The organism is Xanthomonas sp. NCPPB 3218 (assembly GCF_056725185.1).
This window is the reverse complement of the sequence record NZ_CM161516.1, coordinates 1,319,278-1,335,527: the sequence shown is the minus strand read 5'-3', so window position 1 is coordinate 1,335,527 and position 16,250 is coordinate 1,319,278. Positions and strand designations below refer to the sequence as shown.

12 protein-coding genes are annotated in these 16,250 nt (G+C 67.1%); 3 read left to right on the top strand and 9 right to left on the bottom strand.

Annotated features, from left to right (window positions below; translation table 11 throughout):
• Nucleotides 1–222: 222 nt before the first annotated feature.
• Nucleotides 223–2,769 carry an excinuclease ABC subunit UvrA gene (locus AC1PLS_RS05860; RefSeq protein ID WP_184431874.1) on the bottom strand — a complete coding sequence of 849 codons (2,547 nt, stop codon included), beginning with the start codon at nt 2,767–2,769 and terminating at the stop codon, nt 223–225.
• Between the two features lie 439 nt (nt 2,770–3,208).
• Complete coding sequence (locus AC1PLS_RS05855) at nt 3,209–3,847, bottom strand: HD domain-containing protein (RefSeq protein WP_184431876.1); 639 nt, start codon at nt 3,845–3,847, stop codon at nt 3,209–3,211.
• A gap of 148 nt (nt 3,848–3,995) precedes the next feature.
• Here AC1PLS_RS05855 and AC1PLS_RS05850 point away from each other — a divergent pair, with 148 nt between their 5' ends.
• Nucleotides 3,996–4,742, top strand: coding sequence for an EAL domain-containing protein (locus AC1PLS_RS05850; RefSeq protein WP_024938629.1), 747 nt, complete (start codon nt 3,996–3,998; stop codon nt 4,740–4,742).
• Between the two features lie 175 nt (nt 4,743–4,917).
• On the opposite strand, the gene AC1PLS_RS05845 is transcribed toward AC1PLS_RS05850, so the two are convergent.
• From AC1PLS_RS05845 to AC1PLS_RS05835, 3 genes are all read right to left on the bottom strand, one after another.
• Nucleotides 4,918–5,223 carry a UBP-type zinc finger domain-containing protein gene (locus AC1PLS_RS05845; RefSeq protein ID WP_016904212.1) on the bottom strand — a complete coding sequence of 102 codons (306 nt, stop codon included), beginning with the start codon at nt 5,221–5,223 and terminating at the stop codon, nt 4,918–4,920.
• Complete coding sequence (locus tag AC1PLS_RS05840; protein ID WP_104624201.1) at nt 5,220–6,929, bottom strand: FAD-dependent oxidoreductase; 1,710 nt, start codon at nt 6,927–6,929, stop codon at nt 5,220–5,222. The genes AC1PLS_RS05845 and AC1PLS_RS05840 overlap by 4 nt, the downstream gene beginning before the upstream one ends.
• Before the next feature lie 377 nt (nt 6,930–7,306).
• On the bottom strand, nt 7,307–7,945 hold the full coding sequence (locus tag AC1PLS_RS05835; protein WP_184431878.1) for an alpha-ketoglutarate-dependent dioxygenase AlkB family protein: 639 nt from the start codon (nt 7,943–7,945) through the stop codon (nt 7,307–7,309).
• A 310-nt stretch (nt 7,946–8,255) separates the two neighbouring features.
• Here AC1PLS_RS05835 and AC1PLS_RS05830 point away from each other — a divergent pair, with 310 nt between their 5' ends.
• Nucleotides 8,256–10,610, top strand: coding sequence for a GH92 family glycosyl hydrolase (locus AC1PLS_RS05830; RefSeq protein WP_481104278.1), 2,355 nt, complete (start codon nt 8,256–8,258; stop codon nt 10,608–10,610).
• Nucleotide 10,611: 1 nt separating this feature from the next.
• Here the strand turns inward: AC1PLS_RS05830 and AC1PLS_RS05825 are convergent, their stop codons facing one another.
• Nucleotides 10,612–11,319 carry a DUF429 domain-containing protein gene (locus AC1PLS_RS05825; RefSeq protein WP_184431882.1) on the bottom strand — a complete coding sequence of 236 codons (708 nt, stop codon included), beginning with the start codon at nt 11,317–11,319 and terminating at the stop codon, nt 10,612–10,614.
• A 183-nt stretch (nt 11,320–11,502) separates the two neighbouring features.
• Between AC1PLS_RS05825 and AC1PLS_RS05820 the strand changes: the two genes are divergently transcribed.
• The gene (locus AC1PLS_RS05820) at nt 11,503–12,405 is read left to right on the top strand and encodes an SDR family oxidoreductase (protein WP_065031932.1); all 903 of its coding nucleotides are present in this window, start codon (nt 11,503–11,505) and stop codon (nt 12,403–12,405) included.
• Nucleotides 12,406–12,676: 271 nt separating this feature from the next.
• Here the strand turns inward: AC1PLS_RS05820 and AC1PLS_RS05815 are convergent, their stop codons facing one another.
• The 3 genes from AC1PLS_RS05815 to AC1PLS_RS05805 all read right to left on the bottom strand — a co-directional run bounded on the left by AC1PLS_RS05815 (nt 12,677) and on the right by AC1PLS_RS05805 (nt 16,217).
• A complete protein-coding gene (locus tag AC1PLS_RS05815; protein WP_311736847.1) occupies nt 12,677–14,236 on the bottom strand; it encodes a glycoside hydrolase family 30 protein in 1,560 nt (519 codons plus the stop codon).
• Between the two features lie 323 nt (nt 14,237–14,559).
• On the bottom strand, nt 14,560–15,429 hold the full coding sequence (locus AC1PLS_RS05810) for an NAD(P)H-hydrate dehydratase (RefSeq protein ID WP_184431884.1): 870 nt from the start codon (nt 15,427–15,429) through the stop codon (nt 14,560–14,562).
• The gene (locus tag AC1PLS_RS05805; RefSeq protein ID WP_026064525.1) at nt 15,429–16,217 is read right to left on the bottom strand and encodes a histidine phosphatase family protein; all 789 of its coding nucleotides are present in this window, start codon (nt 16,215–16,217) and stop codon (nt 15,429–15,431) included. Before AC1PLS_RS05805 ends, AC1PLS_RS05810 begins: the two co-directional genes overlap by 1 nt.
• Between the last annotated feature and the right edge of the window lie 33 nt (nt 16,218–16,250).

Genomic DNA, 16,250 nt, shown 5'->3' with positions numbered 1-16,250 from the left:
TGCCGCGTAAGGTCCCGCGACGGTAGGCGGGCAAGAACCCGTCGGGTTGGTCGGTGTGCGTGGTCAGGAGCGGTGATGCCGTGCCCTGCGATGCGATGCAGTGCGGTCTGATCAGTTCTTCGACGCGAGCAACTCGCTGCCATGCCGACATCGATTCACGCGTCATCGAAGGCGCGTCTGGGCAACACGTTGACGCAATCGCTACAACCTTCGAAAGGTTTGTCAGCCGATCTTATTTCCGCGCAACACCTCTGCAAGGAACGGCGCAGTGCGGCTGCCACGCTGCCGCGCCACCGCCTCCGGCGCACCTGCCGCCACGACAGCGCCACCCGCACCGCCTGCGCCCGGGCCCATGTCCAGCACCCAGTCGCTGCTGGCGGCCACGCGCATGTCGTGCTCGACCACGATCACCGTATTGCCGGCCTCCACCAAGCCTTGCAGCTGACGCATCAAGGTATCCACATCGGCCGGATGCAGGCCGGTAGTCGGCTCGTCCAGCACGTACACGGTGTCGCGCCGCTGCGCGCGTTGCAGCTCGGTGGCCAGCTTGATGCGCTGCGCCTCGCCGCCGGACAGCTCGGTGGCCGGCTGGCCGAGCCGCAGATAGCCCAGCCCCACTTCGCGCAACACCTGCAACGGGCGCAGCACGCTGGCGTCGTCGGCAAAGAAGCTGGCGGCCTGGTCCACGGTCATCGCCAACACCTGCGCGATGTTGTGACCCCGCAGCGCGATCTCCAGGGTCTTGGCGTTGTAGCGCGCGCCGTGGCAGCTGGGGCATGGCGCGTACACGCTGGGCATGAACAGCAATTCCACATGCACCGAGCCCTCGCCCTCGCAGGTGGCGCAGCGGCCCTTGGCGACGTTGAACGAAAACTGCCCCGGGTCGTAACGGCGGCGGCGCGCGGCCGGTGTGGCGGCGAACAGCTTGCGCACCGGATCGAACAGGCCGGTGTAGGTGGCCAAGTTCGAACGTGGCGTGCGGCCGATCGGTTTCTGGTCCACCCGCACCAGGCGGCGCACCTGGTCGAGCCCGCCGACGATCGCACCACCCAGCGGCACCTGCGTGCCGCGCTCCAGCGGGTCCAGCGCTTCGTCTTCCTCTGCCTGGGCTTGGCCAAGATGGGCGGCCAGCAGTTCCACCAATGCCTGGCTCACCAGCGACGACTTGCCCGAGCCGGATACACCGGTCACGGTGGTGAACACACCCAGCGGCAGGTCCACATCCAGTTCACGCACATTGTTGCGGGTGATGCCGCGCAGCTGCAGCCAACCGGTGGCCGCCCGCGCATGGCTGTGCACCTGCGGCGGGGTGCCGAACAGGTAACGCCGCGTGGACGAGGCCTCCACCTGCTCCAATCCCGCGGGCGGGCCGCTGTACAGCACCTGCCCGCCGTGCACGCCGGCAGCCGGGCCAACGTCGACGATCCAGTCGGCGTGGCGGATCACATCCACCTCGTGTTCGACCACGAATACCGAATTGCCGGCGGCCTTGAGCTGATCCAGCGCGCCCAGCAAGGCCTGCGCATCGGCCGGATGCAGGCCCGCCGATGGCTCGTCCATCACATACACCACGCCGAACAACTGCGAGCGGATCTGCGTGGCCAGCCGCAGCCGTTGCAGCTCGCCCGGCGACAGCGTCGGCGTGCTGCGCTCCAGGCTGAGATAGCCCAGGCCCAGCGCCTGCACCACCTCGATCCGCGCACGCAGGTCGGCGGCGATGCGTTGCGCGGCAATCGCCTGCTCGGGATGCGTGTCGGCCTGCTTGCGCTTGTCGTTGCGCTTGCCACCGGCACCTTCCGCAGCCGGGCGCAGCAGGTCGGCCACCTCGTCCAGCGGCCGCCGCGACAGCTCGCCGATATCCAGGCCGGCGAAGGTCACCGACAGCGCCTCGCGGCGCAGCCGCTTGCCGTCGCACTGCGGGCACTGCGTGCTGATCAGGTACTGCGCCACGCGCTTTTTCATCTGCGCGCTCTGCGTGGTGGCAAAGGTGTGCAGCACATAGCGCCGCGCACTGGTGAAGGTGCCCATGTAGCTGGGCTCCTCCTTGCGGCGCAGCGCGCGCCTGGCCTCGTCCAGGCTGTAGCCGGCGTACACCGGCACCACCGGTTGCTCGTCGGTGTAGAGGATCCAGTCGCGGGTCTTCTTCGGCAGCTTGTGCCACGGCAGGTCGACGTCGTGGCCCAGCGTGGTGAGGATGTCGCGCTGGTTCTGGCCATGCCAGGCACCGGGCCAGGCGGCAACCGCGCGATCGCGGATGCTCAGCGTGGGATCCAGCACCATGGTCGCCTCGGTCGCATCGTAGATACGCCCCAGACCATGGCAAGTAGGGCAGGCACCGGCCGGGGTATTGGGCGAAAAGCCGTCGGCGTAGATGATGTCCTGCCCCGGCGGGTAGCTGCCCGCACGCGAATACAGCATGCGCAGGGAGTTGGAGATGGTGGTGACGCTGCCCACCGACGAGCGCGCACTCGGCGCGCCGCGCGCCTGCTGCAAGGCCACCGCCGGCGGCAGGCCTTCGATGGAATCCACTTCCGGCACGCCGACCTGGTCGATCAGGCGCCGCGCATACGGCGAGATCGAATCCAGGTAACGCCGCTGCGCTTCGGCAAACACGGTACCGAACGCCAGCGACGACTTGCCCGAGCCGGACACCCCGGTGAACACCACCAGCGCATCACGCGGGATGTCCACGTCCACGTTCTTGAGGTTGTGCTCGCGCGCACCGCGCACGCGCACCAGGCCGGAGGAAGACGACGCTGCGCTGGACATGAGTGACACACCGACATTCGACAATGCGCCAGCCTACCGCGTGCCGCATACAGCCGGTGTCAGTGTTGACGGCGAGTCCTGCGGCGCTCCACTCAAGCAACTTGCTGCTCGCCCTGGAATGCATCGGTCGAAGGCGCGGCGCCCTCACCGCTCGCGAGCTATGCCGTAAACCCGTTCGTGGGGGCTAGATGGCTGCATCCATGCCACCACACGGTCCCGCAAGCGGCGAGGACACCGCACAAGACAGTTGCCGGCTGCTTTGTTGAAAACCATGCGCGCCGGCCAACTCAACTGGTCCTTGCCCGCCCACCGTCGCGGGACCTTACGCGGCAGGGATGCCGCGTAAGAGCCTACACGGACGTACTTGCGGCGTGTCCTGCGACGGTGGGCGGGCAAGGGCCCCGCAGCCAACTCACAAACCAGCCGCTCTACAACACAATCACCCCAACGCGTGCGCCGGCACCGGCTGCGCGCCGGTCTCCGCCAGCGCCTGCATGCGCGCCACCACACCACTGAACAGCCGTGCAGTCGCCGCGCCACGTGTGCGGAAGATCTCCTCAAGCTCGCGGTAGTACCACAACGTGCCGGCGCGCCCGGCGGTGAATACGTTGAAGATGTCCTGGCCCACGTCGGGGTTTTCCAGGTCCTGCACGATGGTGCGCGCGTTATAGAGCTTGTCGCAGCCGGACACCAGCAAGGCGCGCTCGGGCGTGTTGCGCAGGTGCTCCAGGTAGGCCAGCTTGCGCTCGCGCCAGTCGCGTTTGCGCGCGCTGGCGGTGTTGTCCACCTCGGCCTTGTCTTCGGCGGTGGCATCGGTGCACGCCATCACGATGTCGGCCACCGCATCGCCGAACTGCGCGCGGATCGAGGCCTCGTGACCGCCGCCGCAGTCTTCCACCACATCGTGCAGCAGCCCGGCGATGGCCTGCTCTTCGTCGCCGCCGCATTCCAGCACCAGCGTGGACACGCCCAGCAAATGGCTCAGATACGGAATCTGCGTGCCCTTGCGAACCTGCCCAGCATGGGCGATGCGCGCGTAATCCACGGCCAGGGCGTAACGTTCGGTGAGAGCGGTCATGGGGCGTCCGATGCGGGGAATGGCGCATTATCGCCGAGCCCGGTGACGCCCCAGGTGAGGATGGCGCGAGGATGCGTGTGCAGACTCAATGACGCGCTGTTGCGGCCGATACCGCTAGGCTACCTCCACGCCGCACGATTGCTCAGCCATGCCCACGCTCCCCGTTTGCAACGCCTGCCGCGACGGCCAGGACTTTCCCACCGCCATCACCATGGCGTTCCAGCCGATCGTGGACGTGTCCACCCGCAGCATCTATGCCGGCGAGGCACTGGTGCGCGGCGTCAACGGCGAATCGGCCGGCAGCATCCTGGCCGCCGTGGATGAGCGCAACCGCTACGCCTTCGACCAGGCCTGCCGCATCAAGGCGATCGAATGTGCCGCGCAGATCGCGCTGCCGGCCCTGTTGTCGATCAACTTCATGCCCAACGCGGTCTACAACCCCGAACACTGCCTGCGCGCCACGCTCTCGGCCACCGCGCAGTACGGCTGGCCGCTGGACGCCATCATCTTCGAGGTCAGCGAACAGGAACACCTGGCCGAGCCGGCACATCTGCTCGACATCATGCGCACCTACCAGGCGCGCGGCCTGAAGACCGCCATCGACGACTTCGGCGCCGGCTATTCCGGCCTTGGCCTGCTGGCCGATTTCCAGCCGGACCTGCTCAAGCTGGACATCGCCCTGGTGCGCGGCATCGACGCCGACCGCAGCCGCCAGGCCATCGTCCGCCACACCACCCGCATGTGCGAAGAACTCGGCATCGCCGTCATCGCCGAAGGCATCGAACACCCGGACGAATACCGCACCCTGCGCGACATGGGCATCCACCTGCAGCAAGGCTATCTGTTCGCCCGCCCAACAATCGGCGAGCTACCACAGGTGCACTGGCCGGAGTAAGTGGGCGCCACGAAGCAAGCGAACCGCGCCCCCTCAGCAGACTTGCCATCGCCCCACACAAAATCCCCACCCGACCAAATCAAACAGCACGCAAGCCGCTTTCACGATTCTCCAATCCCGATTCCCAGCGGCGCCCAGCACCCCCATCCACACCCCGCCAACCAACCGCGCCGCCTCACACATACCGCGGTATCGGCCCCAGCTGCGGCGTCTGGTCCGGCAACTCCACTTCCACCTCGTCCACATAGCACCAGCCCCAGCCTTCGGGCGGGTCGTAGCCTTCGATGATGGGATGGCTTGTGGCGTGATAGTGCGCCGTGGCGTGCTTGTGCGGCGAATCATCGCAGCACCCCACGTGGCCGCAGCTGCGGCACAGGCGCAGATGCACCCAGGTGCTGTCGATGGCCAGGCAGTCTTCACAGCCACGTGCGCTGGGCGTAACCTCGCTGATCTGCGCGGTATGTGTGCACTGGTCGCTCATGAGGTGGTGGACTCCTGTGAGGCACTGACAAGTTCGGATGCCGGCACCGGGTTGGCCTGGTGTGCCAGGTATTGATGGATCTGCGCGACGACCGCCGCGCCCTCGCCCACCGCCGCGGCCACGCGCTTGACCGAGCCGGCCCGCACATCGCCGATGGCGAACACGCCGGGGCGGTTGGTTTCCAGCGGCAGGCAGGCCGGCACGCCATCGCCGCGTGCGTTGCCGGTGACGACGAAGCCACGCGCATCGGTCTCCACGCACTGCTGCAGCCAGCCGGTATTGGGGTCGGCGCCGACGAACAGGAACAGGTGCCGCAATTCCACCCGCGTGGTCTGCCCATCGGCGCGCGTGCGCAACACCGCCGCCTGCAGGCCGCGCTCCGGGTCGCCTTCCAGCGCGGACACTTCGGTGCCGGTATGCAGCTGCACGTTCGGCAGCACGGCGATACGGTCGATCAGGTATTGCGACATCGACGATTCCAGCCCTTCGCCGCGAATGATCAGGTGCAGTTCCTTCACCCGCGGTGCCAGAAACGCCACGGCCTGGCCGGCTGAATTGCCGCCGCCCACCAGCGCCACCACGCCGCCCTCGCACAGCCGCGCTTCCACCGGCGAGGCCCAGTACGACACGCCATGGCCCTCGAAACGCTCCAGTCCGTCGATCTCCGGGCGCCGGTAACGCGCCCCGGAGGCGACCACCACGGTGCTGGCCAACAGCTGCTTGCCGTCGGCCAGATCCAGCTTCAGCGCACCGTCGTCGCGCCCGCATTCCAGCGTACCGGCCTCGATCGGAATCGCCAGTTCGGCGCCGAATTTCAGCGCCTGGTTATAGGCGCGCCCGGCCAGCGCCTGGCCGGAAATGCCGGTGGGAAAGCCCAGATAGTTTTCGATGCGTGCCGAGGCGCCGGCCTGGCCGCCGATGGCGCGCTGGTCCAGCACCAGCACCGACAGGCCTTCGGAGGCCGCATACACCGCCGTCGCCAGACCGGCCGGGCCGGCGCCGACGATGGCCACGTCGTAGCGCTTGTCCGGGTCGATGTCCGGCGTCATGCCCAGGCAATGCGCCGCTTCGGCATCGCTGGGCTGGCGCAGCACCCGCCCGCTCGGGCACACCATCACCGGCAGTTCCTGCTCCTGGATGCCGAAGCGCTGCACCAACGCGCGGCCTTCCTCGTCGGAGGCATCGATCACCGTGTTCGGGTAACCGTTGCGGGTGAGAAAGCCCTGCAACCGGGTCAGATGCGGATCGTCCGGCTCGCCGATCAATACCGAGCCGGAGGCATCGCCTTCGATCAGGCCGACGCGGCGCAGGATCAACGCACGCATCACCACCTCGCCCACTTCGGCCGAGCTGATCATCAGCGCGCGCAGATGCGCGGTGTCGAACGGCAGCGCCAGGCAGCCCTGCGGCCCGGCCCGCCCACCGGCCAGCGACGCGCGCCCGGCCAGTTGGCTGACCTCGCCGGTGAACTGGCCGGGCGTCTGCAAGGTGATCGGCTTTTCGTTGCCCAACCCGTCGCGCCGCACCACTTCGATGGCGCCTTCCAGCACCACCCACACCGGCGCGTGCGCATCGCCCACGTCGAAGACGATCTCGCCTGCATCGAAACGCTGCGCCGGCCCGCTGGCAAACCGCCGCGTGATCGCCAATTGGCCCGAGTCCAGCTCGGGAAACATCTGATGGTGGCGGGTATCGGCCAGGGACATGGAGTGGCGACGCTGAGGGGGAGTACATGCAAGCATGGCCAGCCGTGAGGGTGATGGCAATCACCCGAAAGGGCCATGCCGGGCGCGACAGAGCGCATGCACGAGCAGCACCGGCGCGCGCACCAGTGCGGTGTTTGCACAGGCAAGACACCTCACGCGGCTGCCAGCGGTACCGCACGCTCACCAGCGGTGATCGGCGCAATCAACCGCAACCGTACGCGCAGAACGTTGCCGACGTAGCTGGCGCGCTGGCCGTCAAGCGAACACGGCACTGGGCCCGCAGCTGGTACGCGGCACTCGTGTGATCCCGTCGCTCCTGTTGCCAGTGAGACTCCGGCTTGCTCCGCACCGTGCCGACGAAGCCACACCACGCCTTGTCAGTCACGCTCCGGTTGTACCGCCTCCCAGTGCGGTCCGTGCTGGCCGGCGGCCATGCGCTCGGCCGGGCGCACGCGAAACACCACGCTGATGCGCTCGCCCACCGCACGTGCGGTCTTGGCGATGCCGTGCTCGTGGCTCAGTTGCGAGGCATGGCTCATCGCCAGCAGGCTGCCGGGCGCCAGTTCCACACCGATCGCACGCGTATTGCCGTCCTTTGCGCGCAGCTGCATCCGCCGCGTCGCGCCCAGCGACACCAATGCGATCGGATGCGGCGCCAGCAACGTCTGCAGCTTGTCGTGATGCATCGCCACGCTGTCGCGGCCATCGCGATACAGATTCAGGCCTACCGCGTTGTACGGCGCGGGCAACACGGCCTGCACCGCATCGAGCAGCGCCTGCAGCGGCAGCCCGGGCGGCAGCGGTGCGTCCAGCCGATACGATGCCAGCAGCCGCGGCACCTCCACCACACGGTCATACATCTCGCGGCGCTGGCTGCGCCAGTCGGTCGCCTGGCGCAATGCGGCAAAGCACTGCTGCGCCACGGCAGGCGCCAGCAGCTGCGGCCAGTAGCGCACGCCGCCCTGCGTATCGTGCAGCAGCTGCACGGGCGCGGTGGGAGTATCGAACAGATCCATCCGGGTGATATGCGGACGGTTTGCGCGATTTCAGCAGCCTGCCGTTGCGATTGCCCGCAGCCGAGGCCCCGCATTCGCACGCTCTCTCGCAGCTGCTGGCATTGCGCTCGTTCCGTGCAGAAAGGCGACCGATCTGCGCATCCGCTGTCTCCTGCGCGCAGCGCCGGCAACCTCTCAAAGACAGCCGCAGGCATCACCGCCGCCCGCCGCGCACCGGTTAGCGAGCTCAACGATGCAGGCATGGATGTCATGCGATCAGGCCCGACAGCTGTGCTACGGTCCGGCGCTGCATCCGCCTGGAACCGTTCGCATGCAGCATCGCTCAATCGCCTTCTCTCCCCTGCGTTGGCTGGCGCTGCTTGCCGCCTGCGTCAGCTTTGCCGGCAGCGCGGCGCCACGTGGGGACGACGCGGGTTTCAGCGCGGTCGACCCGTTGATCGGCACCGGTGGCGAAGGCCACACCTATCCCGGTGCCACGCTGCCGTTCGGCATGGTGCAGCTGAGCCCGGACACGCAGATCAAGCCGCGCAAGGAGGCCTATGGCTGGGCCGCCGGTTACCGGCATGGCGACACCACGATTGTCGGCTTCTCGCACACGCACTTTTCCGGCTCCGGGCATTCGGACCTGGGCGATGTGCTGCTGATGCCGCAGACCGGCCAGGTCAGACTCGAACGCGGCGATGCCGCTACACCGGGCAGCGGCTATACCGCGCAGTTCGACCATGCCAGCGAGCAGGCGCAGCCCGGCTATTACGCGGTGACCTTGAAAGACCGCAACATCCGCGCCGAACTCACCGCCAGTGCGCGCGTGGGCGTGCATCGCTACACCTTCCCCAAGGGCACGCCGGCGCATGTGCTGGTGGACCTGCGCACCAGCCTGTACGACTACCCCGGCAAGGTGCAGTGGTCGCGGCTGCGCGTACGCGGCGATGGCACCGTGACCGGCTTTCGCGAAACCCGCGGCTGGGCACCCGGCCGCCAGCTGTACTTCGCCATGCGCTTCTCGCGCCCGCTCACCGCCACGCAATTGCACGACACCGAGCAGGACATCCCGTACAAGGGCTTTCCGCCGCCGGGCGAGAAGAACCCCGCGCAGCGCGCACAGATCGAAGGCCGGCAGCTGGTCGGCGTGTTCGACGTCGCCAACGATGGCACGCCGCTGGTGGTCAAGGTTGCGCTGTCGCCGGTCAGCGAGGCCGGCGCCATCGCCAATCTCGACGCGGAAGTGCCCGATTTCGATTTCGACCGCGTGCGCGCCGATGCGCGCGCGCAGTGGACACAGGCGCTGTCGGCGATCGATGCGCAAGGCACGCCGCAACAACGCACCCAGCTCTACACCGCGCTGTATCACACCCTGCTCGGCCCCACCCTGTTCATGGACAGCGATGGGCAATACCGCGGGCCGGACAACGCCGTGCATCAGGCGCATGGCTGGACCAATTACTCCACCTTCTCGCTGTGGGACACCTACCGCGCCCTGCATCCGCTGCTGACCCTGGTGCAGCCGCCGCAACGCAGCAGCGACATGGTCAATTCATTGCTCGCCTCACGCCGTGAGAGCGCCTACGGCATCCTGCCCGTCTGGGCGTTCCACGGCCTGGAAACCTGGTGCATGATCGGCTACCACGCCGTGCCGGTCATCGCCGACGCCTACATGAAAGGCATCGGCGGCTTCGATGCCAACGAAGCGCTCGATGCCATGGTCGCCAGCGCCAACTACGGCCCCTACGACGGCATCGCGCAGTACCGCGAGCTGGGCTATGTGCCCATCGACGAAGAAGGCGAAGCCGCCTCCAAGACGCTGGAATACGCCTTCGACGACTGGACCATCGCGCGCATGGCCGACAAGCTCGGCAAGCCCGCCATCGCCGCAGAATTCAGCAAGCGCGCCGGCAACTGGAAGCACGCCTTCGACCCGGCCACTGGCTACATGCGCGCGCGTACCCGTGCCGGCAACTTCCGCGAACCATTCGATCCATCCACTAGCGGCTACGGCAGCGACTACACCGAAGGCAATGCCTGGCAGTACTCCTGGTATGTGCCGCAGGACGTCGCCGGGCTTGCCGCCGCACATGGCGGCGACGACAAGCTGCTGGCGCGCCTGGATGCGGTGTTCGATGCCAAGGTCGACCCCAAGGTGTTCGCGCATATGGAAGACATCACCGGCCTGATCGGCTGGTACGCGCACGGCAACGAACCCAGCCACCATGTCGCCTATCTGTACGCCTACGCCGGCCAGCCCTGGCGCACCCAGGCGCGGCTGACCCAGATCATGGACACCCAGTACCACGCCGGCCCCGAGGGCCTGGCCGGCAACGACGACCTCGGCCAGATGTCGGCCTGGTACGTGTTCACCACACTTGGTTTCTATCCGGTGGCACCGGGCAGCAACCAGTACATCATCGGGCGCCCGTTCCTGCCGCGCGCCACGCTCAAGCTGCCCAATGGCAAGCGCTTCAGCGTGATCGCCGATGACCTGAGCAAGGCGCGCAGCTACGTCGGCAGCGTCACCCTCAACGGCCAGCCGCTGACCCGCGCCTACCTCACGCACGAGGAAATCCAGGCCGGCGGCGAGTTGCGCTTCCGTATGCAGGCCACGCCGAACACGCAATGGGCCACCGATCCGGCGCAGCGGCCGTATTCGATGTCGACGCAGACGCGCTGAGTCAGTAGTGGATGCCCATGCGTAGCCCGCAGGCATCGCGCTCCACCACCGCCGGCAGGCTGCCGGCGGTACCTGCGGCAATGCGCTGCGCGCTCCAGCAGGCCACCAGGGCATCGAGCACATCGTCCGGCTTGGCCAGCGCACGCGGCACGCGCTCCAGCAACGCGGCCACCTGCCTGGCGCCATAGAATTGGCCCAGCAAGGCGGCGCGCTGTTGGTGGCCCGCATTGCTCTTCTTGCCTGCCGCCAGGCCGTGCCCGCCGGCGAGCACGGCGAACGACACTTCGGGGTGCACTTCGAACACGCGCTCCGCCCACGGCGGATCGGCGCGCAAGGCATCGTCCCAGGCGCGAATCTTCGACAGCAGCGCAAACGACTGCACGCCAAAGCCACGCTGGCCGTCGTGATCCAGCACCCGATGCAACGCAGACGCTTCCACCTGCGTGGGTGCATGCAGCATGCCGCGCAATGGCGCGGCAAAGATGCTGGATGCGCGGCGCCCACCCACAAAGCGCCGCGCCTGCACATCCGCAGCGCGTGGCGCGTGCTCGCTCAGACCGATCGGAATGTCCACGCCCAGCACGGCGACGTCCCCCAATGCGCTCGCCACCGCGGCCACCGTGGGGTAGCCGGCAAACTGCAATCCATCGCCGGCCTGCCACACCGCCAGCCAGCCGCTGCCGGCGCCATCGATCCCTACACACTGCATTGCGGTCCTCCCGGTCGTGGCCTGCGTGTACGGCGCAGCAGCACCGCACGCGCGCCCTCTGCGTGGCGCGTTCACATCATGCACAACATTCGTTCACCCGCACGCATCGCCGTGGTTTCCAGACTGCTCCGCATCGGCCGCAGCACGCTGCGGCCTGCCATCCCCCACTGCAGGAGCCAGCGCATGTCCAGCACCAAGAACCAGTACGAAATGCAGAACCCGCTCACCCAGTTTCCGCAGCCCAAGTTCCCCGAGCAGACCCAGGAAGCGCCGGGCACCATCCATGCATTGCAACCAAAGGCCGACCACGGCGAGCAGAGCTACCAGGGCTTCGGCCGCCTGAAGGGCCGCAAGGCGCTGATCACCGGCGCCGACTCGGGCATCGGCCGCGCCACTGCAATCGCCTACGCACGCGAAGGCGCCGACATCGTGCTGAACTACCTGCCGGAAGAAGAGCAGGACGCTGCGGAAGTGGTGAAGTTGATCCAGGCCGAAGGCCGCAAAGCCATCAGCATTCCCGGCGACCTGAAGGAAGAGACCTTCTGCAATGAACTGGTGGCACGTGCGGTCAAGGAGCTCGGCGGGCTGGATCTGCTGGTCAATATCGCCGGCAAGCAGACCGCGATGAAAGACATCGCCGACATCACCACCGAGCAGTTCGACGCCACCTACAAGACCAATGTGTACGCGATGTTCTGGCTGTGCAAGGCGGCCATCCCGCATCTGCCGCCGGGCGCATCCATCATCAACACCGGCTCGATCCAGTCCTACCAGCCCTCGCCGACGCTGCTGGACTACGCGTCCACCAAGGCGGCCATCGTCAACTTCACCAAGGGCCTGGCCCAGCAGGTCGCCGAGAAGGGCATCCGCGTCAACGCCGTCGCCCCCGGCCCGGTATGGACCCCGCTGCAACCCAGCGGTGGCCAGCCGCCGGAAAAGATTCCCGAGTTCGGCTCGGAAACCCCGCTCAAGCGTGCCGGCCAGCCGGTGGAGATGGCGCCGCTGTATGTGATCCTGGCCTCGCAGGAATCCAGCTATGTCACCGGCGAAGTGTTTGGTGCCACTGGTGGCTTGCTGCTGTCCTGAGCAACACAAAGCGAGCTTCCGCCATAGCGCCACTAGAACCCTGCCGATTGCTGCACGCGCAGCGATTGGCAGGAGTTTCTTCGATGGCGCTATTGGTCTTGGCTGCAGTCTCGAATGCTGATGCATCAGCAACACCGAACCGCAAGGTAGTTCGACCAGCTACGCAAAGACGGCTTCGATCATGCGAAGCTCCCCGTCTCCCACCGGGACAAGGTGCCCGAAGGGCGGATGACGGTACGCAACCCACAAACGCTCCGCCCACGGCCTGCGCTTATTGCGTCATCACCACCGTCTGGATCGCATGCGCCGGAATCTCCAGCTCACTCGATGCATCGCCCACGTACAGGTTGTAACGGATCGCCACATCGCTGGCATTCATCACCACCGTCGCCAGGCTGCCATCGGTGTTGAGAAAGGACGTCGTTGCCAGATTGCTGCGGCTGCTGGCCACACTCACCCGCCGCGCACCGGGGCGGATGAACTTGGAAAAGTGGCCGATATACCAATAGCTCGGCGTGTAAGTCACCTCACCGGTGCGCGTGTCGGCATGCACCGGCGCAAAGCAGTAATTGCCCACGTGGTTCGGCCCGCCGTGCTGGTCGAGCAGGATGTTCCAGTCGGTCCAGCCCACCGCACCATGATTGAGATCGTTGATGATGGCAGTGCCATAGCGCTCGCCATTGGGCCAGTACTGCAACTTTGCCGGGTCGAACTTTTCCACCGCCGCTTCGGTCAGCAGTAGCGGCTTGTCCGGGTACGCCTGTGCCACCGCCGCCACGTTCTCCACCATCGGCGCGAACCCGGCCCAGGTCTCGTACCAGTGGAAGCCCATGCCCCAGGCATACCTGGCCGCGTCCGGATCGTCGAAGATCACATGCGCGCGGTGCAGCATCATGTCGCGGTTGTGGTCCCACACGATGATCTTGCGGTCGCCATAGCCGGCCTGCTCCATCGTCGGGCCGAGGTGGTTCTTCAAAAAGTCGCGCTCTTCCTCGGCGGAAAACACCATCGACTCCCAGGTTTGCACCGCCATCGGCTCGTTCTGCAGGCTGATGCCCCAGATCGGGATGCCCGCCTTCTCGTAGGCCGCAATAAAGCGCGTGTAGTAGGTGGCCCAGGCCTGCGCATACGCGGGTAGCAACTTGCCGCCCTTGAGCATGTTGTTGCTGTCTTTCATGAATGCCGGCGCGCTCCACGGGCTGGCAAATGTCGTCAACTTGCCACCAGCCGCCGCAATGGCCTGGCGCAGCATCGGGATGCGATAACGCTGATCGTGCCTGACCGAAAAGCTCTTCAGCGCCGCATCGCCTTCCTTGATGTAGGTGTAGCTGCCGCTGCTGAAATCCGAGCTGTGGATGGTGGTGCGCGCCAGCGTATAGCCGATGCCCTTTTGCGGGTCGTAATAAGCAGTGAGCAATGCGCGCTGCGCTGGCTTGGGCAGCCTGGCGAAGGTCTCGGCACTGGCATCGGTGATTGCCCCGCCGATGCCCAGCAGCTCCTGAAAGCGCCGCTGCGGATTGACGAAGATGGAGTTCTCTTTCTCGGTCAACGCATGTCCGGCGGTGGGCGCATCGGCAGTGCTGACACGCATCTGCTGCGTGGCGCCTTGGGCGGAGGTGTAAACGCGTAGTGCGCCGGCGGGTGCCGCTGGTGCAGCAGCAGCATCCGCAGCCGCAGCCTCTACCGCCTTCGATGCGGGCGTGGATGCAGATGCCGTCGATGCCGGCGCCGGAATCGGCGTTGTTGCTGTTGCTGCTGTTGCTGCAGATGCCAACACCGTCTCAGTCGCAGCACCCCAAACCCCCAGAACCCCCACCATCGACCACGCAATCGTTCGCTTCACCGTGCACCCTCCCAGGTTGGTGAACAAGCCTAACCGACCAACGCGGCGCAACATCGCGCAACAAACGAGCGCAACCGTGCATCCTTCCATCGCCGGACCTTCCCTTCTCCCCTCGGGAGAAGGTGGCCCGAAGGGCCGGATGCGGGTACGTCTGCTCAGAGTGCAACCAACCCACTGCAATCAAGGCAACAACCTAAACCCCAACTGGAAAGACAGCCCCACGACTCCAGCAAACGCACCTTCACCGCAACCCCTCTCCCGCTGGAGAAGGGCTTTGGATCTGCGCGCGGCCTCAACGCGACGAGCGTCGATCAGCGGCGCGCCAACCGATCCAAAATCCCAGGCACTTCCAACCCAAGTTCGCGCGCCAAAAAACCCACCGGCCCAATCCGCTTGGCCAACTGCCTGCCCGCGGCCGCATGCACAAACACGCCCCATAACGCAGCGGTCAACGCATCGCAGCCGCGCGCGGCAAAGCCGGCAATCAATCCCGCCAGCACATCGCCAGACCCGGACGTGCCCAACCCGGACGCGCCCCCGCGATGCATCCACACCACTCCATCCGGGCCGGCAATAAAACTGTCCGCGCCCTTGACGATCACCACGCTGCGCAGCTTCTGCGCAAACTTCAACGCGTACGCGCCCGGCGCCGCTTCCACCGCCGCCTTGTCGTCGCCGGCCAGGGTCGCCATCTCGCCCGCATGCGGCGTCAATACGAATGGCCGGCCGATCGGCGCCCGCAGGCCACGCGACAACGCACCGGCATCCAGCACCAAGGTGCACACCGCCTGCTCGGCGGCGCGCCTGACCATCGCCGTGGTGGTGGCCGACGACGCCATCCCCGGCCCGATCACTGCCGCATCGCAGGCCGCCATCGCCCCATCCAGCGCGCGATGCCCGCGCACGATCTCGCCCTGCCCGTTCTGTGCCAACCCCAGCACCAGCGCCTCCGGCACCGCCAAGGCCATGCCCGGCGCCACACTGGCGGCGGTGGCGATCTGCAGCTTGCCCGCACCGGTGCGCAGCGCGGCCTCGCCGGCCAGCAGCACCGCACCGGGCACGCGCATCGAGCCGCCCACGATCAACACGCGCCCGCGCTGCTCCTTGTCGCCACCCGGGGCCGGCAACGGCATCGCCCGCAATGCGGCCATGGTGAGCATGCGCACGCGCGGGGCGGCCATCAGCGCGCCCCGGCCGGGCGGTCGGACTCGGTGGTCACCGGCTCGTCGGCCAGCTCCGGCGGCACGAACTTGGTGCGCAGCAACTCCAGCGATTGCCCATCGGCCGCAGCCGCGTATTCGGTGACGCCGCAATTGGGCACATCGCCCTCGCGGTCGATGCCCAGGATGGTGGCCTCGTCCATCCGCTCGATCAGGTAGCGGAAGCAATTGACGATCACCTGATGCCCCACGATCAGCACCCGCGCGCCCACATGGTTGCGCTGCAGATCGCCCACCACCCCGCGCAGGCGGAAGATCACATCGCACCAGCTCTCGCCACCGGGCGGGCGAAAGTAGAACTTGCCCACCAGCTTGCGTTGCTCGGCCAGCTCCGGAAAGGTCGCAAGAATGCCGGCCGTGGTATAGCGGTCGAGCACGCCGAACTCCTTCTCGCGCAAACGCTCGTCCACACTGACCGACTCGGCCGGCTGCCCCAGCGCACGCGCCACCGCAGCGGCGGTCTGGCGCGCACGCACGTAGGTGGAACTCAGGATCAGCGTGGGGCGCTCGTGCTCGGGCAAACCGGCCATCCACGCCCCCAACGCCTCGGCCTGGCGCTCGCCCAGCGCCGACAACGGCACATCCGCATCGCGGTGCTCCAGGTCAATCAAGGCCGAGCCGTTGGACTCGGCCACATCGCGCGCCACGTTGCCCGCGCTTTGCCCATGCCGCACCACCCACAACCGCGCCGGCCACTGCGCCGAGACACCGGCTACCGCACTGTTCTCACTCACATGCTTCTCCTGCACAACGTCGACCTCACGTGTCGCACAGCCGCCGTG